Source organism: Nonomuraea sp. AD125B (assembly GCF_041402765.1).
Lineage (GTDB): Bacteria > Actinomycetota > Actinomycetes > Streptosporangiales > Streptosporangiaceae > Nonomuraea > Nonomuraea bangladeshensis.
Genome location: NZ_JBGLOU010000001.1, coordinates 85609 through 105715, shown reverse-complemented (window position 1 = coordinate 105715; position 20107 = coordinate 85609). Strand labels below are relative to the sequence as shown.

Here is a 20107-nt window from a genome sequence, read left to right as displayed (position 1 = left end):
CTCTCCTCCGCCGGACACAGCGCCCAGGTGGCGCCGCCGATTCCCGTCTCAGCTCAGCGCGAAATTGTGCCACGAGGGGACGAAGGGGGCTTCGCGCCAAAGATGAGCCCCGAAGATCAGCCCCCGAAGAGCGCCTTGATGCGCGCGGCCTGCTCCAGCCCTTCGGCGACGCTCTGCTCCTCCAGGGTGCGGGCCCGCGCCCCCTGGAGGAGTCGCTTGGTCGCGGCGGCCGCGTCCCGGTTGGTGGACAGCAGCTCCGCCGCCTTGTCGCGCACGGCCCGGTCGAGGTCGTCCCGCGCGACCACCTGCTCGGCGAGGCCGATGCGCACGGCCTCCTCCGCGTGCACCATCCTGGCGGTCAGGCAGATGTCGATCGCCTTGGCCAGGCCGACGAGCTCGACCAGGGGCTTGGTCCCCGTCAGGTCGGGCACCAGCCCGAGCGCCGGCTCCTTCATGCAGAACTTGACGTCGTCCGCGACGATCCGCAGGTCACAGGAGAGCGCGAGCTGGAACCCCGCGCCGATCGCGTGCCCGTGCACCGCGGCGATGGAAACGATCTCCGGCCTGCGCAGCCACAGGAACCCGGCTTGAGCCTTTCTGATGTTGTGCTCGAAATCCGTGTCACCGGACCTGGCCACCGAGCTGAACGAGCCCTGGCCCGGCACCCCCTCAGGAGTGAACATCCGCAGGTCGATGCCTGCCGAGAAGGACGGTCCCTCACCTTTCACGACGACGACGCGCACCTGCTCGGGCAGGTTGTCGCCGATGCCGGCCAGCGCGGACCAGGTGGCGAACGTCTGAGCGTTGCGCTTGTCCGGCCGGTCGAGCGTGATCGTCGCTATCTCACCGTCCACCTCGAAGCGGAGCCCGCTCTCCGCCAAACGCTCGGCAGAGACGTCCTCCGTGACGCTTTCCGTGTGCCCCCCGCGCTGTCGCGCCTGAGCTTCCGCCATCGCCCGCTCCTTCGGTCCGAAGTGCTGTCCGTCGCGCCCGAGCCTACAGAATATGATTCTGGCTCGGGCGCGACGGCTGGCTGACTAGGGACGGGCGGCTGCGGTCGCACGTTCCGAGGCGGCCGTCAGCGCTTGGACTTGCCTCGAGTCGCCCCGCCGCGCCCGCGCAGAGTCACACCGGACTCGCTCAGGATGCGGTGGATGAACCCGTAGGACCGACCGGTCGAAGCGGCCAGGGCGCGGATGCTCTCACCCGCGGCGTAGCGTTTCTTGAGATCGCCGGCCAGTTTCTCCCGGTCGGCCCCGGTGACCCGGGTGCCCTTCTTCAGTGTCTCGGCCACGAGTACCTCCTGTAGTGCCGGACTTCCGCAGCGTTACTCCGCCATGATCAGTCATTTCAGCGGGATCGGCTACCTACTCCACGGGAAAAGATCCGTACCCACTCAAATTAAGATCAGGCAAGTGCCACAAGATCGGAAAATTCGGCGCTCCACGCGTCTTCAGTTCCGTCCGGTAGCAAGATCACCCTATCCGGTGACAGGGCGTCAACGGCACCCTCGTCATGGGTCACAAGGACGATCGCTCCTGAATACGACCTCAGAGCGTTGAGAACCTGCTCGCGGGAGACGGGATCGAGGTTGTTCGTGGGCTCGTCGAGAAGGAGGACGTTGGCGCTGGAGAGCACCAGCATGGCCAGGGCCAGCCGGGTCTTCTCGCCTCCGGACAGGACGCCGGCCGGCTTGTCGACGTCGTCGCCGGTGAAGAGGAACGAGCCGAGCACCTTGCGCAGCTCGGTGTCGGTGAACTCGCCGCCGGCCGAGCGCATGTTCTCCAGCAGCGTGCGGTCGGCGTCGAGGGTCTCGTGCTCCTGGGCGTAGTAGCCGACCTTGAGCCCGTGGCCGGGCCGCAGCTCGCCGGTGTCGGGCTTCTCCAGTCCGCCGAGCAGACGCAGCAGGGTGGTCTTGCCCGCGCCGTTGAGGCCGAGGATGACGACCCGGTGACCTCGGTCGATGGCCACGTCCACGTCGGTGAAGACCTCGAGCGAGCCGTAGGACTTCGACAGGCCCTGGGCCGTGAGCGGGGTGCGGCCGCACGGCTTGGGGTCGGGGAAGCGCAGCCGCGCCACCTTGTCGCTCTGGCGCTCCTCCTCGGTGCCGGCGAGCAGGCGGTGCGCCCGGCGCATCATGTCCTGGGCGGCCTTGGCCTTGGTGGCCTTGGCGCGCATCTTGTCGGCCTGCGCCAGCAGCGCGCCCGCCTGCTTCTCGGCGTTGGCGCGCTCGCGCTTCCTGCGCTTCTCGTCGGTCTCGCGCTGGGCGAGGTAGGCGGTCCAGCCGACGTTGTAGTGATCGATCACGGACCGGTTGGCGTCCAGGTGCAGGACCTTGTTGACCGTCGCTTCAAGAAGCCCGACGTCGTGGCTGATGATCACCAAGCCACCTTGATGGCTGCGCAAAAAATCGCGAAGCCAGCCGATTGAGTCCGCATCTAGGTGGTTTGTCGGCTCGTCCAGAAGGAGAGTTTCCGCTCCGCTGAAAAGAATTCGGGCCAATTCCACGCGCCTGCGCTGACCGCCAGAAAGCGTTTTCAGTGGCTGGGTGAGCACCCGGTCGGGCAGCCCGAGACTGGAGGCGATCGAGGCAGCCTCCGACTCGGCGGCGTAGCCGCCGAGCACGTGCATCTGGTCCTCCAGGCGGCCGTAGCGGCGCACCGCGCGCTCACGGGTGCGCTCGTCGGCCGAGCTCATGCCGAGCTCGGCCTCGCGCAGCTCGCGCAGCACCTGGTCGAGGCCCCTGGCGGACAGGATGCGGTCGCGGGCGAGCACCTCCAGGTCGCCGGTGCGCGGGTCCTGCGGCAGGTAGCCGACCGAGCCGCTGGTGGTGACGGTGCCGGCGGCCGGCAGCGCCTCGCCGGCCAGCACCTTGGTCAGGGTCGTCTTGCCGGCGCCGTTGCGGCCGACCAGCCCGATCTTGTCGCCCGGGTTGACCCGGAAGGACGCTTTCTCGATGAGCAGGCGCGCGCCGGCGCGCAGCTCGATATCATTGGCGATGATCATGATGGCGGAACACTCCCGTGCTAGGAAACGAGGGTTTGGGCGTGCTACGCCTGATCAATCGGGAGTGTGCATACGATCAGTGTAGGGCTCCCCGCTGGAGCCCCACCTCTGGTTTGACGCTCCGCCGTTCCCTAACGCCCGGCGGGGCCCGCCTCTTCCCGCCGCTCCCCGCCGTCCAGGTGCTCCCCGATCAGGGCCAGGTTGTGGATGGCCGCCAGGGCGTACTGGGCCGCGCTGTTGGTGCTGACGAACGGGGCCTCCCGCACGGGGGCGAGCACCGACGGGCCGTCCACCGTCGTCAGCTCCCACTTCTCCTGCCGCTGCAACGGGTTGGTGTTGAGCTGGTCGCCCTCGTCGCGGCCGAACTTGCGCCACGCCCAGGCGGCCAGCCGGGCGTCCCCGGTGCGCGCCGCCGCGTACGCCGTCAGCCGGCTGTGCGCCTGGATCAGCGAGATCCCGCCGAGCCGCCGCCCGACCTCGGCCTCCTGCTCCTCCGGGGTGGCGAGGTAGAGCCGGCAGTACTCCAGCCAGGCGTCCTCGAAGCCGGGCACGTCCACCAGGGCGATGAGCTCGGCGCAGATCTCCGGCAGGCCGAACAGCGACGACAGGTGCGAGATCGAGATCTTGTCCACCGAGGTGTCGAAGCGGCCGGTGGCGAGGTCCATCCTGGCCTCGCCGGTCAGGAACCTGCGCGGCATCGCCGCGATGTCGGCCATCGTGCCGAGCAGCCGGTCCCTGGCCCGCTCGTCGCCGTGCCGCTCCCAGCGGGTCAGCCAGGCGGCGGCGAGCGAGCCCCAGTCGGTGCCGAGCCCGACCGACAGCGCCGACGGGTCGGGCGTGTAGACGTCCTCGCGGACCTTGCGCTGCGGATCGACGGCCGTGAACGTCTCCTCCGGCGCGCTCAGCTCGTCCATGAGGTCGCCGGAGCGCTCGTCGGCGGTCAGGTAGTGGTGGAAGCGGCGGTAGGCGGCGTTGGAGATGCGTACCTGTTTGCAGCTGCACCCCCAGTGCTGGACGTTGTGCCGGCTGCCGAGGCCCTTCCAGCGGCCGAGGTGGTAGACGTCGACCTCGCCGGTGTGGCGGGTCATGGCCTCGGCGAAGCGGAAGACGTCGGCGCGGCCGGTGCGCAGGTACTGCAGCCACAGCCACAGGTCCGGCGACAGCTCGGAGTTGTCCCAGGCGTAGCCGCCCACGTCGTAGCGCCAGGTGTGGCGGTCGGGGTCGTAGGTGTGCATGACGTCGCCGTAGTCCCAGAAGCCGTACCAGCGGCGCTGCTCGCGTTCGCGGACGTACAGGTCGAACAGGAAGTCGAGGCGGTCCTCGATCTCGGCGCGGGCCGGCGTGGAGCGGTCGGGCAGCTCCCAGACGCCGAACACGCCCGCCTCGCGCAGCCGCGCGGGCGTGGCGGTGAGCAGGGCGGGCTCGTTCATGGCGGCGGCGAAGGCGGCCAGGTCGGCGGCGGGCGGCGTGGCGGCGAGGGCGCGCAGGGTCAGCTCGTGCGTACGCGCGATGCCCCGCGGATCGCCGAAGCCCGGCTCGTAGTCCTCGTAGGTGATCTCCAGCCCTTCGAGCTGCTCCTCGAAGGTGTCCTGGCCCATGCCGTCGTGGTAGAAGCGCAGGTCCATGGCGGGGGCGGAGGGCGACCACAGCCAGACGGTCGCCGTGGCGAGGCCGGTGGCCGCGTTCCTGACGTCGAGCCGGGTGGGGTGCAGCCGCCAGAAGTCGCGCAGCCCGAAGCCGAGGCCCCCGCTCACGCCGCCGACGTAGCCGTAGCCGGCCGAGCGGGTGCCCGACGGGATCGTCACCCAGGAGTGTCCCTCTCCGGTGCGCTTGCGCAGCGTGAAGCCGTCGGCGGAGGACTGGTCGAGGGTGTAGTCGTTCCAGGCGGGGACGAGGTGCAGGCGGCTCGCGACCTCGGGGGCGATCTCGCCGCAGGGCAGCCCGGCGACCTGGTCGCGGCGGACCCGCTCGCCGGGGTCGAGGCGCAGGCCGGTCAGGCCGCGTACGGCCTCGGTGAGGAAGCCGTCGGGGCCGGCCAGGCGTACGTGCCGGTCGTGCGGCTCGTCGCGCATGACGACGTCGGCGCTCAGGCCGAGCCCGGCCAGGAAGTCCCGCTCCGGGTCGCCGTCCCAGACGAACGTGTGCGTGATCCGCACGTCCTCGGCCCCGGCGTGGAAGTACAGCCGGACCGTGAACGGCAGCCAGTCCCCGTGCCGCCCGTCCAGGCGGAGCACCGCCCGCACCGGGCCGTCCTGCTCGACCGTGACCCGTTCGACCAGGCCGGTGCGCCGCTCGCGGGGCGGCGCGGCGCCCTCGTCGGGGGTGGGGCCGGCCTGGCGCAGGCTGACCAGCCGGACGTCGCGGGCGATCTCGCGCCCGCCGCGGGCGATGGAGCGGGCGAGGGTGGCGCCGCTCTCCCCGACCGTCCAGGTGACGACGCCGGTGGCGACCACCAGGGCGCCGGCCTCGCGGGTGACGGTGACGGGGGTGGGCGGCGCGGCGGGCTCGCGGCCGGGCTCCAGGCGGTACTCCGGAGCGGCGGGGCCGGCGCCCGCGGCGTGCGCGGACCACTTGACCGAGCCGTCCGGCCAGGTGGCGCTCACCCAGCTCTGCACGGGCACCTCGCGGCCGGCGTCGTCGCTCAGCGCGAACGGCGTCCCCGGCGCGACCGCTCCCCGCGGCCAGGGCACGCCCCAGGTCACCCCCTGGTCGCCCGGTCGGTCCAGCCAGCGCAGCGCGGTCATGCGATCTCCTTCAGTCGCTCGGCGACGATCGCGGCCACCTCGTCGGCGCCGCGGAAGCAGAAGTGGGTGTCGTCGGCGACGCCGCCCGGGTAGAGCGGGTGGACGCCGGGCGGGAAGTGCGTGAACAGGGCCTTCGAGCCCTCGGGGCCGTACCGCTCGTACAGGGCGGTGGTGGCCGCGGTCAGGTCGATGAGCGGCACGCCCTCGGCGGCGGCCAGCTCGCGGACCTGGTCCGGATGGCCGCCGTGCGTGGGGACGAGCCGGCCGTCCGCCCAGCGGCGGCGCTGGACGGGCGTGCACAGCACGGGCCGCGCCGCGGCGGCGCGCGCCTCCGCGACGAAGCGGCGCAGGTTCTCCCGGTACGGCAGCTCCGGCTCCTTCTGGTCGTTGTGCCCGAACTGCAGGACGACCAGATCACCGGGGACCACCTCGCGCAGCAGCGCCGCCCACAGCCCCTCGGCCCGGTGGCTCGCCGTGGTGGCGCCGCCCTTGGCGAAGTTGCGCACCGGAAGGCCGAGGCGGGCGCCGAGCTGGGCGCCCCACCCCGACATCGGCGCCTCGGCGGCCGGGCAGGAGGCGACCGTCGAGTCCCCCGCCAGCAGCACGGTGACGCTCACTCCTTGACGCCTCCCAGCAGCACGCCCTTGGCGAAGTGCTTCTGCAGGAACGGGTAGAACAGCAGGATCGGCAGCGTCGCGATCACCACGACGGCGAACTTCAGCCCCTGCTCGGGCGGCACCCACGTGCGGTCCATCTGGGCGAGCGCGTTGGCGGCGTCGGTGCTGGTGAGCTGGCGCACCAGGATCTGCAGCGTCCACTTGCTCGGGTCGTTGATGTAGAGCAGCGGCGACATGTAGTCGTTCCAGATGCCGACCGCGTAGAACAGCGAGAACGTGGCGATGATCGGCCTGGACAGCGGCAGGACGATCTTGAAGAAGACGCCCATCTCGTTGCAGCCGTCGATGCGCGCCGCCTCCTCCAGCGCCTGCGGCAGCTCCTGGAAGAAGCTCTTGACGATGATCAGGTAGAACGGGTTGATCGCCAGCGGCAGGATCAGCGCCCAGTAGCTGTCGAGCAGCCCGAGGTCGCGCACCACCAGGTAGGTGGGGATCATGCCGCCGGAGAAGACCATCGTGAAGATGACCAGGTTGAGCACCAGCGCCCGGCCCGGCAGATAGCGCTTGGCCAGCGGGTACGCCATCGTGAAGGTCAGCAGCAGCTGCACCACCGTGCCGACCGCCGTCACGACGACGGTGGTCAGCAGCGCGCGCAGGAAGGTGGGGGTGGCGAAGATGTACTCGTAGGACTCGGTGGCGAACTTCTCCGGCCACAGGAAGAACGGCCGGGAGGAGATCTCCGCCTCGCCGGCGAACGAGCCGGCCAGCACGTACAGCAACGGCAGCACCGTGATCGCCGCCAGGCCGACGAGCACGATCACGTTGAGCGTGTCGAACACCCGGCTGCCGAGCCCGGCCTCGTTCCCCGCGGGGAGGCCGGCTTTCTTGGTCTTGGTGATGGTGGCCATGCCGGGCTCCTCAGAACAGTCCACGCTGGCCGAGGCGCTTGGCCAGCCAGTTCGAGCCGAAGATCAGGATGACGCCGGCCACGCCCTTGAACAGGCCGACGGCGGTGGAGTAGCTGATCGCGCCCTGGGTGATGCCGGCGTAGTAGACGTAGGTGTCGAACACGTCGGCCACCGAGCGGTTCAGCGAGGTGGTCATCAGCCAGATCTGCTCGAAGCCCGAGTCGAGCAGGTTGCCGGAGGCGAGGATCGCCATGACCACGACCGTGGGGCGGATGGCGGGCAGCGTGACGTGCCAGAGCTGGCGGAAGCGGCCCGCGCCGTCCATGCGGGCGGCCTCGTACAGGTTGGGGTCCACGCCGGCCAGCGCGGCCAGGTAGATGATCGTGCCCCAGCCGGTCTGCTTCCACAGCTGCTGGAGGATGATCAGCGGCCGGAACCACTCCTCCTGCGCCATGTAGTCGATCTTGGAGGTGTCGCCCAGGATCTCGCGCATCCAGCCGGCGAGCACGCCGAAGTCCGCGGCGAACAGCACGTACGTCAGCGACGCGACGATCGTCCAGGACAGGAAGTGCGGGATGTAGATGAGCGACTGCACCGAGCGCTTGAGAAAGCCGACCCGCACCTCGTTGAGCAGCAGGGCGACGATGATCGGCGCGGGGAAGACGAACACGATGTGCAGCAGCGCCAGCAGGAGCGTGTTGAACATCAGCCGGCCGAAGTCGGGCCCGGCGAACAGCTCCTCGAAGTGCTTGAGCCCGACCCAGGGGCTGCCGGAGTAGCCGAGGAAGGGCAGGAAGTCCTGGAAGGCGATCGTCAGCCCGTACATCGGCAGGTACTTGAAGATCACGAAGTACGCGACGCCGGGGACGAGCATCAGGTAGAGCCAGCGGTAGCGGCCTACGGCCGTGCGGAGCGGCACCTTGGCGGCGCCTCTCCCGCTCTCCTTGGGCGCCGCCTTCTCGGGAGGCGCCGCCAGGTGGGTGGCCACGAGCGGCCTCCTTTCGTGGGAGAGCCCGGGGGGCGGCAGGTCCCCCGGGCTCTCGGGCGGGGTCGGGCGGCCGTTACTGGCCGAGCTTCTTGACGAGGTCGTTGATCTCGGCCGTCACCTGGGTGCCGCCGCTGTCGTACCAGCGCTTGATCTCGCCCTTGAGCTGGTCCTCGGTGATCGCGCCCGACAGGAACTTGATCCGCGCGTCGGGGACGATCGTGTCGATCTGCGGGCCGCGCGCGACGGCGGTGTCCGAGACCACGGGCAGCGCCACGTTGTGCACCGCCGTCTTGAGGTCCTCCTCCATGAGCTTCTTCTGCAGCGTGAGCATGTCCTGGTACGGCTTGCCCGACGGCACCCGCTGGTAGGCGATGCCGCCGATGTCGACCGTGCCCTTGGTGCCGAGCTGGATGAAGGCGTCGTCCGCGTTGTCCTGGATGACCTTGACCGCGGGGTCGTCCTCGTTGATGAGTGCGGCGGTGTCGCCGTTCTCGACCTTGTAGTTGCGGCCCTCGATGCCGTTGGTGACCAGGTTCTGGCCTTCCTTGGTGGCCAGCTTGTCCAGGGTCTTCAGCACGTTGTCGAGGTCCTGCTCGGTGCGCACGCTCTGCTTGGAGATCGCGAGCACGTCGGCGTAGCCGGTGAACGGGTAGGAGAACTTCTGGCCGTCGGAGCGCTTGAGGTTGCCGACCATGGCGACCTTGTCACCGTAGTTCTCCTTGTCGTCCTCGTAGAACAGGTCGAGGACCTGGCGGGAGCGGATGTTGACGTCGATGATCATGCCGCCCTTGCCCTGGTGGAAGGGCTCGTTCCACTTGGCGGTGTCGAGCGTGGCGAAGTCGGGGTTGATCATGCCCCCGTCCACCATCTTCTTCAGCCAGCGGTTGGCCTCGAGGAACTCGGGGGTGTCGAAGCCGGGCACGATCTTGCCGTCGCGCTCGCCCCAGCCGTTGGGGGCGCCGAACCAGGTCTCGATCACGTCGTACGGGCTGGCGCTGGCGTAGTTGCCGGGCCACTTCGGGATGATGAGGCCGTAGGTGTCGTTCTTGCCGTTGCCGTCGGGGTCCTTCTCGGTGAACGCCTTGGCGACGTCGTAGAGGTCGTCGACCGACTCGGGCAGCTTCAGTCCCAGCTTGTCCAGCCAGTCCTTGCGGATCACGATCGCCGAGCGCAGCAGGGGCCGCATCCGGTAGAGACCGAAGATCCGGCCGTTGATCGAGGAGTTGAGCGCGCTCCGCTCGTCGGCGGGCTTGAGGTTCGGGTACTTGTCGAGCTTGTCGGTCAGGTCCCAGAACGCCCCGGCCTGAGCGGACTTGACGAACGCCGGCAGGTGCGGGTCGACCACCATGACCTGCGGCAGGTTGTCCGAGGCCAGGGTGACGTTGAGCTTGTCGGTGTACTCGGCGTTGGGCACCCAGGTGATCTGCAGCTTCTTGCCGAGGAACTTCTCGACGGCCTGGTGCAGCTCGCCCTTCGGGTCGGGCGCGGTGCCGAACAGCTTCGACATGAACGTGATCGTGTTCGGGTCGGACTGGGGCGCCTCCCCGCCGCCCGAGCAGGCCGAAGCGGTGAGAGCAGCCGTTATCGCTAACACGCCGGCAAGGAGCCGCCGGCGGCGGGATGCGCTCATGAGTTCCCTTTCGAATGCAGGCGCGCCTCGTTCTCCTCGAAGAAGCGCAGGCAGAGCCACGTGTTGAGATGGATCCACGCGCCGAAGCTGATCACCGGGGCGAGGACGGGCGCCGCCGAGGTCGCGAAGGCGATGGCGGAGAGGACGAGCAGCAGCAGCACGGACGAGGCCGGGCGCATGAGCGCCAGGTGGACCGCCTTGGGCACGTACGCCCACAGCGGCAGGTCGTGATGCGCGTAGAGCGGGCCCACGTAGGCCCCCGCACCGGCCAGTGCGACGAGCGCCACGAGGGTCGCGATCCGCATCGCCCCCATGCCGGGGCCGAGCGCGGACAGGTACAGGTAGTTGCCGACGAGCAGGACGCCGGTCAGCACCAGGGGCAGGACCAGCAGCGAGGCCCGGACGAATTCCCGCCGGTAGACGGTCCAGAATTCGCGCCAAGCCTGAAACGTTTCATAACGGACGTGCCTCCGGGCCAGGGTGTAGGCGGCCACGGTGGCGGGCCCCAGCCCGAGAACCACGCCTCCGGCGAGGGTGAACACGAGCCACATCAGGTTGAGCTGAGCCGCCCAGATGGCCTCTGAGCAGGCAGCTTGGATCCTGAATGACATGGCGGGACGAGACATCCGGCACCACCTTCTCGTGGCATCCGCCCCGGACGGGGGTGGGCTGTTGCGCCGCCGTTCCTGCCCGGTTACACGGGAGTGAACGGCGGTTGGTGCGAAATTAGTGTTGAATCGACTCAAAGTCAATGACGAGATGCGCGGGAATTCGCGGACCCGCCGCGGGCGCCGGAGGCCGTCCGGGCATGCGTGAGCACGGCCCGCCGCCTCGTGCGGAGGGCCGTGCTCGGGGGCGGGCGTCAGGGGTCGCGGCGCAGCGCGCTCGACTCCCTGACCACCAGGTCCGGCTGGAAGATGACCTGCCTGTGCCGGTGCTGCTCGGGCTCGGCGACCTCTTCGAGCAGCAGGTCGACGGCGGTGCGGCCGAGCAGTTCGCGCGGCTGCCTGACCGACGACAGCGGCACGGCCGCCGCCGCGGCGAAGTCGATGTCGTCGTAGCCGATGATGGCGAGGTCCTCGGGCACGCGCAGCCCGTGCGCGGCCATCGCCTGCAGGAAGCCGAGTGCCATGATGTCGTTGGCGCAGAAGGCGGCGGTGGGCCGCTCGTCAGGCGGCAGCGCCGCCACCTGTTCCCCGATGGCCCGGCCGCCGGCCACGGTCAGCGCGGGCGCGGTCCAGGTCAGCAGCTCGACGGCGCCGCCGGTCGCGGCGATCGCCGCCTCGGCGCCCGCGTGCCGGTCGGCCACCTGTTTGACCGACATCGGCCCGCCGGCGAACAGCACGCGCCGGTGCCCGCGCTCGACGAGATGGGCGCCGGCGATCTGCCCGCCGAGCCGGTCGTCGACCGCCACCGAGCACTGCAGCCCGGTGGCCGGGCTGTCGACCAGCACGACCGGCGTGCCGCGCGCGGCCAGCTCCTCCAGCCAGGGGTTCTCCGCCTCGACCGGGGTGATGAGTATGCCCATCACCCGCTGCTGTTCGAGCTGGTCGAGGTGGCGGCGCTCGCGGCCCGGGTCGCCTGCGCTGTTGCACAGCACCACCATCGTGTCGTGGTCCTCGGCGACCGACTCGGCGCCCTGGGCCACGTCCACGAAGAAGGGGTTGGCCACGTCGAGCACGACGAGGCCGACCGTCCTGCTACGGCCCACCCGCAGGTGGCGGGCCACCTCGTTGCGGACGAACCCGAGTTTCTTGATCGCGTCGAAGACGCGTTCGCGGGTGGCCGGTGACACGATCTCCGGGCGGTTGAGCACGTTGCTCACCGTCCCCACGGAGACGCGCGCCAGCTGCGCGACCTCCTTGATGTTCCTGGTCGCCATCGATCCTCACGAGGCCGTGCTGCGGGTGCATGATTCGCCGCTCTGACGTGGTCCGCGTACGGAGCTCCACGATGAACTCGGCCCATCATAGCGGTGATCAAGATTCTTTTGAATCGTCTCAATACGTCGAAACGGTCACAGGGGCACGGTCGTCCCCTCCGCCCTCATGCCGTCGAGCATGAGCCGCAGGTAACGGCCGGGGTCGGCGGCGACGGGGGCGGGAAGCCGGTCAGGGTGACAGGTGAAGACGTTCAGCAGGTGGACCAGGTCCTCGACGCCGACGTCGCGGCGCATCGCGCCGTCCTCCTGCGCGCGGCCCACCAGCTCGCCGAACCGCTCCAGCCAGCCGTCCCGCGTCCGCGCGAACCCGTCCCTGCCGGTGTACGCCTCGTCGGGCAGCGCGGCCAGGGCGGTCGCGAGCGCGGCGCGGCCGGGGTCGGCCGCCCAGGAGACGAAGGCGCGGATCGCGCTCCAGGCGTCGGCCGCCTCGTCCGCGGCCCGGTCGAGGGCCTCGGCCATGCTGTGCACGTAATGGTCGCCGACGGCGGCCAGCAGGGCCTGGCGGTCGGGGAAGCGGCGGTAGAGGGTGCCGACGCCGACCCCCGCGCGCCGGGCGATGACCTCCATGGGCGCGTTGACGCCGCGCTCGGCCAGGACCTCGGCCGCCGCCTCGACGATCCTGCCGAGGTTCCGTCTCGCGTCCGCGCGCACCGGCGTCTCCTCTTCCTGCAAGTGGACGATCGAATTCCGGTTAGTGTACCGTGCGGCCAACCGGAATCCGATCGTCCGCTTAGGAGACCTCATGATCGTCATCACCGGGGCCACGGGCACCATCGGGCGGGCGCTGGCCGGGCGGCTGCGCGGGCACGACGTGCTCGCCGCCGTCCGCCGGCCCGCCGACCTGCCGTGCCCGTACGCGCTCGCCGACCTCGAGCGGCCCGAGACGATCGGCGCGCTGCTGTCGCCAGGCGACCGGCTGTTCCTCAACAGCTCGCTCTGGCCCGGCTTCGCCGCGGCGCACCGGGCCGTCATCGACCTCGCGGCGCGGGCGGGAGTCGCCCAGGTGGTCACGGTCTCCGTCCGGGGCGCCCGTCCCGGCGGGCGGCTCGGCGGCGGCATGCACGGCGAGGTGGACGAGCGGCTGCGGGCGTCCGGCGTGCCGTACGCGATCCTGCAGCCGACCGGGTTCATGCAGAACCTGCCGGGCGAGGTGCGGGACGGGCGCATGTACGGCTCGTACGGGCCGGGACCGGTCAACTACATCGACGCCAGGGACATCGCCGACGTGGCCGCCGCGCTGCTCACCCGCCCGGCCGGGCCGGGGAGCGACCACGTGCTCACCGGGCCAGAGTCGCTGCCGCACGAGCGGATCGCCGAGCGCGTCGGCGCGGCACTCGGCCGTCCCGTCCGGTACGTGGACCTCCCGGTGCCCGAGATGGCCGCCCACCTGGAGCGGCAGGGCATGCCGGCGCCGTTCGCCGCGGACCTGGCCGCGCTGATGGCCGAGACGGGCGACGGCCGCTGGGCGACGACCACGACCGAGGTCGAGGACATCACCGGCCGGCCACCGCGCACCCTGGACGACTTCCTCACCGACCACCTGACAACCTTCGCGACGGCCTGACGCACGCAGGCGGGCTGGGGGCGGGTGCACCAAGCGGCCTGCCCAGGCTGGGCGACCTGACGCACGCAGGCGGGCGGGGGGTGAACCGAGCGGTCTGCCCACGCTGGGCGGCCGACTCACGCGGGCGGGCTGGGGGCGGGTGAACCGAGCGGCCTGCCCAGGCTGGGCGGCCGACTCAGGCGGGCGGGGGTTCGGGGTCCAGCACGCGGACGCGGACGGCGCGGAAGGTGGACGGGGTGTCGCGGAGCACGGTCAGGCGCGGGTCGGGCACCACGAGGAACGGCTCGGCCTCCAGCGCCAGCAGGGGCGCGAGCCGCCGGTCCCGGCGCAGCGCGTCCATGGCCCGCCGGTCGCCGCCGAGCACGACGGCCTCCAGCTCCCCCAGGTGCGGCGACAGCACCCGCACCGCCGTCTCCACGGCGTCGTCGTAAGCCTGGCTCGCCTGATTGCGCCGCCGCCGGGCGAAGCGCTGCTGCGACCAGCCCCCGGCCGCCGTACGCCCTTGCACCAGCCGCGAGCCGACCTTCGAGGCCAGCAGCGCGTCGCCGTGGAAGACGCCGGCCGCGTACCCGCCGAGCCGGACGAGGAACACCCCCACCCGGCGCTCGGCGCGTACGTGCGCGACCAGCCCGCTGACGTGCGGCGGCCCGGCGGTCATGGGCGGGAACGGCACGTGCAGCTCGGCCAGGGCGCCGTCGCGGGCCGACAGCCGGACCACCCGCCCGTCGCCGCTCGCCGTGAAGGGCCCGTGCCGCTCGGCGAACCCGTCGATCCACGGATGCACCCGCCCCGGCGGCACCACGACCCACCGGCCGCCACCCTTGGCCGGACGCCCGCTCATGCCCCGAGGCTAGCCGACCCGCCGGCCGAGGTCACCGCGGCCGGCTGCTTGCGCCGGCGCCGGATCGCGCCGTCCGCACGCCGTCGCGGTGCCCCGCTGCCCGCACCCCGTCGCGGTGCGGCGGGCATGATCACCGGCCCGCGCCAAAGCCCCGCCCCGCCCGTCCAGCCGGCCAGCCGGGGGCGGCGGTGGCAGCCGGTCAGCCGGGGCGGCGGAGGGTCCGGCGCACCGCCAGCCCGCCGAGTGCCGCCGACGCGAGCGCCAGGATCCCCGCCTCGGTCCACTGAAAGCGCCAGAACCGGGACGGCGGGTGGTAGTACACCGCGTACCGGTAGCCCTTGCCGAACAGGCACGCCTGCCACGCCATGGCGTTCCTGTCGCTCTGCCCCACGTCCACCCGGCGCGGGCAGCCGCTGCCGACCGGCTCGGCGACCTCTCTCCCCGACGGCTCCACCCAGGCGGCGCCGACCAGCCGGGCGTCGGGGTCGTCCAGCACCACGGTGCCGGACAGCTCGGTGCGCGCCGATTCGGCGTAGTGGTCGCTCACCTGGAACAGCGTGAACATCGTCACCGCCACCCCGGCCACGACCAGCGCCATCGCGGGCAGCGTACGCCGGAACAGGGTGCCGGCCGCCGTGCCCAGCGCGAACGCGTACAGCCACCACGCCGCCGGCGCCACCCCGACCATGTTGAACACGCCGATGTTGCCGAACGTGGAGTCGACCCCCTCCCTGAACACCGGCCGCCACAGGCTCACCATGAGCGACAGCAGCAGCCCGCCCGCCACGACCGCCGCGCCCAGCACCGACAGCTTGACCGCCAGCCACCGCCACACGGGCACGGACTGGGTCCAGGCGAGGCGGTGGGTGCCGCGCTCGTACTCGCGGCCGAGCAGCGGCGCGCCCCAGAACGCCCCGATCAGCGCGGGCGCCACCAGCGGCATCCAGCCGAACACCGAGTAGACCGCGTCGTAGCGCTGCGCCAGCGCCACCACCAGCTCTCCGCACGCCACGGCTGGCCCCGGGCAGCCGGGCGGGGCGTGCTCGGCCACGTACCAGCCGGCCTCCACCGCCGAGCCCAGCAGCAGTGCTCCCAGCAGCGCCAGAAATCCGGCCGTCACGAGGATCTGGGCCCGGTGCTGGCGCCATGTCACCCAGATCACGCGCCCACTCCCGTCAGCCCCGGCAGGACCGCCGACTCGGGACTGCGCAGATAGCCCATGACGAGCTCCTCCAGCCCGGGGCGGCGCGCCTGCCAGCGCGGATCGAGCGGGCGCCCGCCTCGCGTCAGCATGCTGACCTGCCTGCCGGTACGGCTCGCGCCCACCACCTGGGTCCCCGCCGCTGACGCCCCGTCCGGGCCGGTGAGCACGAGGTGCCGGTCGAGCAGATCCTCGATGTCGCCGCTGACCTGCAGCCGGCCCTCGTTCAGCACGACCAGCCAGTCGCAGGTCTCCTCCAGGTCGGAGACGACGTGCGAGGACAGCAGCACGGTCAGTTCCCGTCCGGCGACCTCCGCCATGATCGAACGCATCACGTCGTGGCGGGCGAGAGGATCGAGGTTGGCCAGGGGTTCGTCCAGCACGAGCAGGTCGGGCCCGCAGGCCAGCGCCAGAGTGATCGCCACCTGCGCCTGCTGCCCGCCCGACAGCCTGCCCACCTTGCGCTCCAGCGGGATGCCGAGCCCCGCCAGGCGATCGGCAGCCGCAGCGGCGTCCCAGCAGGTGTTCATGCGGTGACCGAAGGTGAGCATCTCGGCGACGGTGAAGCTCTCGTACAGCGGCTTGTCCTGCGCCACGAACGCCGCCTTGCCGGCCACGCGGACGCTCCCCCTGACGGGCCTCAGCAGGCCGACAGCCGCGTGCATGAGCGTGGTCTTGCCCGCGCCGTTGGGCCCGACCAGCGCTGCCACACGTCCGGCGGGCACGGACAGCGAGCAGTCACGTAGCGCCCATGTACGGCGATAGCGGACCCCCAGCCCGGTCGCCTCCATCGCGGAACTCATGCCACGCCCTCCTTGGCGGCGTCGGCCAGGACCACGGTGAACAGCGCCTGCAGGTCCTCCCGGTCGAGCCCGGCCGCGCGGGCGGCGCGCACCCACGCCTCCAGATCGCGCCGCAGCCGCGTGTGCTCGGCGAGCGTCGGGCCCGCGACCCCCTGCCGCACGAACGTCCCCATCCCCGGCCGCCCCTCGACCAGCCCTTCGCGCTCCAGCTCCCGGTACGCCTTGAGCACGGTGTTGGGGTTGATGGCCAGGACCTCGACCACCTCGCGGGCGGTCGGCAACTGGTCGCCGGGCCGCAACGTGCCGAGCCGGAGTGCCTGCTTGACCTGGTGAACGAGCTGCAGGTAGGTCGAGACCCCTGAGCCGCGGTCCAGATGGAACCGGATCACACCAAAACCCTCTTTCACTATTCGAATAGTGAAATAGTGTGGACGCACGTGCCCGTTGTCAACTCGGAAGACCGCCGGAGGCCGGGGACGGGGCACGGCCCGTCCGCGCTCCCGCACCTCGACCGCGTCAGAGCCAGCCCTGCGTACGGGCCCGCTGCACGGCCTCGATCCGGTTGCGGGCGTGGGTCTTCTGGATGGCCGAGGACAGGTAGTTGCGCACGGTGCCCTCCGACAGGTGCAGCCGCTCGGCGATGTCGCCGATGGTGGAGCCGTCCACCGAGGCGGACAGCACGTCGCGCTCGCGCGCCGACAGCGGGTTGGGCCCCGCGCTGAGCGCCGCCGCGGCCAGGCCGGGATCGATGAGCCGCTCCCCCGCGTGCACCCGCCGGATCGCCGCCGCCAGCTCCCTGGCCGGGCTGTCCTTGACGAGGAAGGCGACCGCGCCCGCCTCCATCGCGGTGCGCAGGTAGCCCGGACGACCGAACGTGGTCAGGATCATCACCCGGCAGCCGGGCGTGCGCCGCCTGATCGCCGCGGCGGCGGCCAGGCCGTCGGTGCCGGGCATCTCGATGTCGAGCAGCACGATGTCGGGCAGGGCGCGGGCGACGACCTCGGCCGCCTCCGCGCCGTCGGCGGCCTCGCCCACCACCTCGATGTCGGGCTCCAGGTTGAGCAGGGACGCCAGCGCGCCCCGTACCATGCCCTGGTCCTCGGCCAGGACCACGCGGATCACGCCGGCACCTCCACCCTCAGCCGGAACCCGCGCGGGCCCGGTCCCGCCGCCATCGCGCCGCCCGCCGCGACGGCCCGCTCGCTCAGCCCCGACAGCCCGCTGCCCATCAGGATGGGCTCCCGGCCGCGCCCGTCGTCGGCGACCTCCAGGACGGCCAGCCCGTCCTCGTACGTCACCCTGATCTCGCAGCGGCCGGCCCGCGCGTGGCGCACGACGTTCGTGGTGCCCTCGCGCACCGCCCAGGCCAGCAGGCCCTCGACCGGCTCCGGCAGAGGCGTGCCCGACACCTGCACGCGGGCCCGCACACCGGCCGCCGCCAGCACGGACCTGGCGTTGTCGAGCTCCTCGGCCAGGCCGCGCCGCCGGTAGCCGGTGACGGCCTCGCGCACCTCCGACAGGGCCTTCCTGGCGACCGACTCGATGTCCCTGACCTCCCGCTGCACCTCGGGCGTGCCCTCGGCGAGCCGCCCGGCCAGCTCGCTCTTGAGCGCGATCAGCGACAGGCTGTGGCCGAGCAGGTCGTGCAGGTCGCGGGCGATGCGCAGCCGCTCCTCAGTGGCCGCCAGCCGGGCCACCTCGCCCTGCGCCCGGTGCAGCTTGACGGTCAGCGCCCGGGTGTTGCGCACGCTGATGAACAGCACGCCGAGCGTCACCACCTGCAGCCCGAGGATGATGATGGTCTCGGGCGAGCTGTGGTGGATCAGGCCGCCGCCCACCAGCAGGCCCAGGTTGGCGAGCATGGCGAGCAGCGCCGCCGCGGCCGGCAGCGTGAACCCGCACAGCACGACGCTGTAGACCGGCATGCTGAGGAAGGAGCCGCCGAAGACCAGCGCGCCGGTGACCCCCACCGAGGTGGTGAGCGCGAGCAGCGGGTACGTCCACCGCCCCCGTTCCAGGAAGCTCCTGGCGCTCACCACCGTCGCCAGGAACAGCACGATGAACGCGGCCAGCAACGCCCCCGCCCAGACCGCGCGCACGCCGGTGATCGCGCCGGTCGCGATCTCCGCGACGGGGAAGACCAGGTAGACCAGCCCGACGGACAGGCCGAGCAGCCGCCGCCGGAGCGAGGGCCGGTCGTCCTCCCCGCCGAAGCTGATCCGCTCGGCGAAGCTCATGCCCGCACTGTAGCCCGGCGGTAGAGGAAGGCCGCGCCGAGGCCGAGCACCACTCCCCAGGCGGCGACGACCAGGACGTCGGCCAGCCCGAGCCCGTGGCCGCCCGCCACGCTCCAGCCGAGTGCCGCGTAGTGGTAGGACGGCGTGACCTCGGCGACGGCCTTCATCGTGGTGCCGAAGATCTCCGGAGGGAACCACAGCCCGCCCGCGATGGCCAGGGCGAACATGCAGATCATGGCGGCCGGCTGGGCGGCGTCGGGCGACAGCGCCGAGCCGATGGCCAGCCCGAGCGCGATGAACGGGATCGTGCCCAGCCACATCGCCAGCAGCAGCCCCGCCCACCGCGCGGGCGGCATCGACACCCCCTGCTGCACGATGGCGACGACGCTGACCAGCAGCAGCGACGGCAGCACGAGCAGCAGCGCGGTCGCCAGCTTGGTGACGATGATCGCCCAGCTGGGCAGCGGGGTGATCTGGAGCTGACGCAGCCAGCCCGACTGCCGCTCGGTGGCCCAGGGCACGGCCGAGCTCATCATGGACGATGCCAGGCCCCCGTAGGCCGCCATCGACACCATGAGGATCACCGCGTAGCTGACGCCGCCTGCGTCGGTCTGCTCGCCGTAGATGTTGGCGTTGATCAGGTAGAGGAGGACGGGGAAGATCACCACGAAGATGAGGTAGCGCCGGTTGCGCAGCATGCGCAGCGTCTCTGTCCTGGCGTAGTAGAGCATCAGGGCTCCCGGGTGAGGGCGAGGAAGGCGGCTTCGAGGTCGGCGCCGGACAGCCGGACCTGCCGTACGTCGAGCGTGGTGCCTCGGTACAGCCCGTCCAGGGTGGCGTCGGGATCGCCGGTGTGCAGGATGACCTCGCCGTCGGCGATCTCGACGGAGGTCACGCCGGGCAGCCGGTCGAGGCCGGCCGCGGGCTGCGAGCCGAGGGCGAAGCGGACGATCTGGCCGCCCGCCCCGGCCTTGATCTCGGCGGCGGTGCCGTCGGCGGCCAGCCGGCCGCGGGCGATGACGACCACCCGGTCGGCGTGGGCGTCGGCCTCCTCCAGGTAGTGGGTGGCGAACAGCACCGTACGCCCGCCTGCGGCGTAGTCGTGCATGGCGGCCCAAAAGCGCAGCCGGGACTCCACGTCCATCGCCGCGGTCGGCTCGTCCAGCAGCAGGATCTTCGGCGCGCCGGCCACGGCCAGGGCGAAGCGCACGCGCTGGGACTGGCCGCCGGACAGCTTGTTCGCCCGGCGGCCGGCCAGCTCGGTCAGGTCGGCCAGGCGCAGGATGTCGTCGAGGGGCAGCGGGCGCGGGTAGAGCCGGCGGACGAGGTCCACGAGCTCCTTCACGGTCAGCTCGGGGATGAGCGTGCCGTGCTGGAGCATCGCGCCCATCTCGCCGTCCTTCACGGCCGCGTCCGGCGGGCGGCCGTGCACGGCGACCTGGCCGGAGCTCGGGCGCAGCAGGCCGAGCAGCAGGTTGATGGAGGTGGACTTGCCGGCGCCGTTGGGGCCGAGGAGGGCCACGGTCGAGCCGGGTTCGATGGCGAGGGAGAGGTCGTCGACGGCGAGCACGTCCCCGTAGCGCTTGCTGACGTGATCGAACGTGATGGCGTTCATGCGTCGAACGT

General features: G+C 71.6%; 20 protein-coding genes. 1 reads left to right on the top strand and 19 read right to left on the bottom strand.

What is annotated here, in order from left to right:
- Nucleotides 1-116 precede the first annotated feature (116 nt).
- From ACBR40_RS00495 to ACBR40_RS00445, 11 genes are all read right to left on the bottom strand, one after another.
- On the bottom strand, nucleotides 117-953 hold the full coding sequence (locus ACBR40_RS00495; protein ID WP_371246967.1) for an enoyl-CoA hydratase/isomerase family protein: 837 nt from the start codon (nucleotides 951-953) through the stop codon (nucleotides 117-119).
- A 125-nt stretch (nucleotides 954-1078) separates the two neighbouring features.
- Nucleotides 1079-1294, bottom strand: coding sequence for a helix-turn-helix domain-containing protein (locus tag ACBR40_RS00490; protein WP_020547488.1), 216 nt, complete (start codon nucleotides 1292-1294; stop codon nucleotides 1079-1081).
- A 113-nt stretch (nucleotides 1295-1407) separates the two neighbouring features.
- The gene (locus tag ACBR40_RS00485; RefSeq protein WP_344215703.1) at nucleotides 1408-3006 is read right to left on the bottom strand and encodes an ABC-F family ATP-binding cassette domain-containing protein; all 1599 of its coding nucleotides are present in this window, start codon (nucleotides 3004-3006) and stop codon (nucleotides 1408-1410) included.
- A 131-nt stretch (nucleotides 3007-3137) separates the two neighbouring features.
- The gene (locus ACBR40_RS00480) at nucleotides 3138-5750 is read right to left on the bottom strand and encodes a Tat pathway signal sequence domain protein (RefSeq protein WP_371246966.1); all 2613 of its coding nucleotides are present in this window, start codon (nucleotides 5748-5750) and stop codon (nucleotides 3138-3140) included.
- Nucleotides 5747-6367 carry a rhamnogalacturonan acetylesterase gene (locus ACBR40_RS00475; RefSeq protein ID WP_344215707.1) on the bottom strand — a complete coding sequence of 207 codons (621 nt, stop codon included), beginning with the start codon at nucleotides 6365-6367 and terminating at the stop codon, nucleotides 5747-5749. Before ACBR40_RS00475 ends, ACBR40_RS00480 begins: the two co-directional genes overlap by 4 nt.
- Nucleotides 6364-7275, bottom strand: coding sequence for a carbohydrate ABC transporter permease (locus tag ACBR40_RS00470; protein WP_371246965.1), 912 nt, complete (start codon nucleotides 7273-7275; stop codon nucleotides 6364-6366). The genes ACBR40_RS00475 and ACBR40_RS00470 overlap by 4 nt, the downstream gene beginning before the upstream one ends.
- Nucleotides 7276-7285: 10 nt before the next feature.
- Nucleotides 7286-8263 carry an ABC transporter permease subunit gene (locus ACBR40_RS00465; RefSeq protein ID WP_344215711.1) on the bottom strand — a complete coding sequence of 326 codons (978 nt, stop codon included), beginning with the start codon at nucleotides 8261-8263 and terminating at the stop codon, nucleotides 7286-7288.
- Between the two features lie 73 nt (nucleotides 8264-8336).
- Nucleotides 8337-9770, bottom strand: coding sequence for an extracellular solute-binding protein (locus ACBR40_RS00460; protein WP_344215713.1), 1434 nt, complete (start codon nucleotides 9768-9770; stop codon nucleotides 8337-8339).
- 119 nt (nucleotides 9771-9889) lie between these two features.
- Nucleotides 9890-10504 carry a YesL family protein gene (locus ACBR40_RS00455; RefSeq protein ID WP_371246964.1) on the bottom strand — a complete coding sequence of 205 codons (615 nt, stop codon included), beginning with the start codon at nucleotides 10502-10504 and terminating at the stop codon, nucleotides 9890-9892.
- Nucleotides 10505-10755: 251 nt separating this feature from the next.
- Nucleotides 10756-11775, bottom strand: coding sequence for a LacI family DNA-binding transcriptional regulator (locus ACBR40_RS00450; protein ID WP_344215717.1), 1020 nt, complete (start codon nucleotides 11773-11775; stop codon nucleotides 10756-10758).
- Nucleotides 11776-11910: 135 nt separating this feature from the next.
- Nucleotides 11911-12486, bottom strand: a complete 576-nt coding sequence (locus tag ACBR40_RS00445; protein ID WP_371246963.1) for a TetR/AcrR family transcriptional regulator — start codon at nucleotides 12484-12486, stop codon at nucleotides 11911-11913.
- Nucleotides 12487-12577: 91 nt separating this feature from the next.
- On the opposite strand from ACBR40_RS00445, the gene ACBR40_RS00440 reads away from it, so the two are divergent.
- Nucleotides 12578-13399: an NAD(P)H-binding protein gene (locus tag ACBR40_RS00440; protein WP_364453000.1), complete on the top strand. Its 822-nt coding sequence runs from the start codon at nucleotides 12578-12580 to the stop codon at nucleotides 13397-13399.
- Between the two features lie 175 nt (nucleotides 13400-13574).
- Here ACBR40_RS00440 and ACBR40_RS00435 read toward each other — a convergent pair whose 3' ends face one another.
- The 8 genes from ACBR40_RS00435 to ACBR40_RS00400 all read right to left on the bottom strand — a co-directional run bounded on the left by ACBR40_RS00435 (nucleotide 13575) and on the right by ACBR40_RS00400 (nucleotide 20096).
- On the bottom strand, nucleotides 13575-14240 hold the full coding sequence (locus ACBR40_RS00435; protein WP_371246962.1) for an acVLRF1 family peptidyl-tRNA hydrolase: 666 nt from the start codon (nucleotides 14238-14240) through the stop codon (nucleotides 13575-13577).
- 199 nt (nucleotides 14241-14439) lie between these two features.
- The gene (locus ACBR40_RS00430) at nucleotides 14440-15402 is read right to left on the bottom strand and encodes an ABC transporter permease (RefSeq protein ID WP_371246961.1); all 963 of its coding nucleotides are present in this window, start codon (nucleotides 15400-15402) and stop codon (nucleotides 14440-14442) included.
- On the bottom strand, nucleotides 15399-16244 hold the full coding sequence (locus ACBR40_RS00425) for an ABC transporter ATP-binding protein (RefSeq protein WP_344215728.1): 846 nt from the start codon (nucleotides 16242-16244) through the stop codon (nucleotides 15399-15401). Before ACBR40_RS00425 ends, ACBR40_RS00430 begins: the two co-directional genes overlap by 4 nt.
- Nucleotides 16241-16633: a GntR family transcriptional regulator gene (locus tag ACBR40_RS00420; protein ID WP_371246960.1), complete on the bottom strand. Its 393-nt coding sequence runs from the start codon at nucleotides 16631-16633 to the stop codon at nucleotides 16241-16243. Before ACBR40_RS00420 ends, ACBR40_RS00425 begins: the two co-directional genes overlap by 4 nt.
- 127 nt (nucleotides 16634-16760) lie before the next feature.
- Nucleotides 16761-17366 (bottom strand): response regulator, encoded by a 606-nt coding sequence (locus ACBR40_RS00415; RefSeq protein ID WP_371246959.1) that lies wholly within the window; start codon nucleotides 17364-17366, stop codon nucleotides 16761-16763.
- Nucleotides 17363-18481 (bottom strand): histidine kinase, encoded by a 1119-nt coding sequence (locus ACBR40_RS00410; protein WP_344215734.1) that lies wholly within the window; start codon nucleotides 18479-18481, stop codon nucleotides 17363-17365. Before ACBR40_RS00410 ends, ACBR40_RS00415 begins: the two co-directional genes overlap by 4 nt.
- Nucleotides 18478-19212 (bottom strand): ABC transporter permease, encoded by a 735-nt coding sequence (locus ACBR40_RS00405; RefSeq protein WP_344215736.1) that lies wholly within the window; start codon nucleotides 19210-19212, stop codon nucleotides 18478-18480. The genes ACBR40_RS00410 and ACBR40_RS00405 overlap by 4 nt, the downstream gene beginning before the upstream one ends.
- On the bottom strand, nucleotides 19212-20096 hold the full coding sequence (locus tag ACBR40_RS00400) for an ABC transporter ATP-binding protein (protein WP_344215738.1): 885 nt from the start codon (nucleotides 20094-20096) through the stop codon (nucleotides 19212-19214). Before ACBR40_RS00400 ends, ACBR40_RS00405 begins: the two co-directional genes overlap by 1 nt.
- Nucleotides 20097-20107: the final 11 nt, after the last annotated feature.

Excerpts from the sequence above, each read along its gene's own strand:
- ACBR40_RS00495 (WP_371246967.1), bottom strand. The coding sequence starts at position 953 with ATGGCGGAAGCTCAGGCGCGACAGCGCGGGGGGCACACGGAAAGCGTC.
- ACBR40_RS00485 (WP_344215703.1), bottom strand. The coding sequence starts at position 3,006 with ATGATCATCGCCAATGATATCGAGCTGCGCGCCGGCGCGCGCCTGCTC.
- ACBR40_RS00480 (WP_371246966.1), bottom strand. The coding sequence starts at position 5,750 with ATGACCGCGCTGCGCTGGCTGGACCGACCGGGCGACCAGGGGGTGACC.
- ACBR40_RS00470 (WP_371246965.1), bottom strand. The coding sequence starts at position 7,275 with ATGGCCACCATCACCAAGACCAAGAAAGCCGGCCTCCCCGCGGGGAAC.
- ACBR40_RS00460 (WP_344215713.1), bottom strand. The coding sequence starts at position 9,770 with ATGTCGAAGCTGTTCGGCACCGCGCCCGACCCGAAGGGCGAGCTGCAC.
- ACBR40_RS00455 (WP_371246964.1), bottom strand. The coding sequence starts at position 10,504 with ATGTCATTCAGGATCCAAGCTGCCTGCTCAGAGGCCATCTGGGCGGCT.
- ACBR40_RS00450 (WP_344215717.1), bottom strand. The coding sequence starts at position 11,775 with ATGGCGACCAGGAACATCAAGGAGGTCGCGCAGCTGGCGCGCGTCTCC.
- ACBR40_RS00440 (WP_364453000.1), top strand. The coding sequence starts at position 12,578 with ATGATCGTCATCACCGGGGCCACGGGCACCATCGGGCGGGCGCTGGCC.
- ACBR40_RS00435 (WP_371246962.1), bottom strand. The coding sequence starts at position 14,240 with ATGAGCGGGCGTCCGGCCAAGGGTGGCGGCCGGTGGGTCGTGGTGCCG.
- ACBR40_RS00425 (WP_344215728.1), bottom strand. The coding sequence starts at position 16,244 with ATGAGTTCCGCGATGGAGGCGACCGGGCTGGGGGTCCGCTATCGCCGT.
- ACBR40_RS00410 (WP_344215734.1), bottom strand. The coding sequence starts at position 18,481 with ATGAGCTTCGCCGAGCGGATCAGCTTCGGCGGGGAGGACGACCGGCCC.
- ACBR40_RS00405 (WP_344215736.1), bottom strand. The coding sequence starts at position 19,212 with ATGCTCTACTACGCCAGGACAGAGACGCTGCGCATGCTGCGCAACCGG.
- ACBR40_RS00400 (WP_344215738.1), bottom strand. The coding sequence starts at position 20,096 with ATGAACGCCATCACGTTCGATCACGTCAGCAAGCGCTACGGGGACGTG.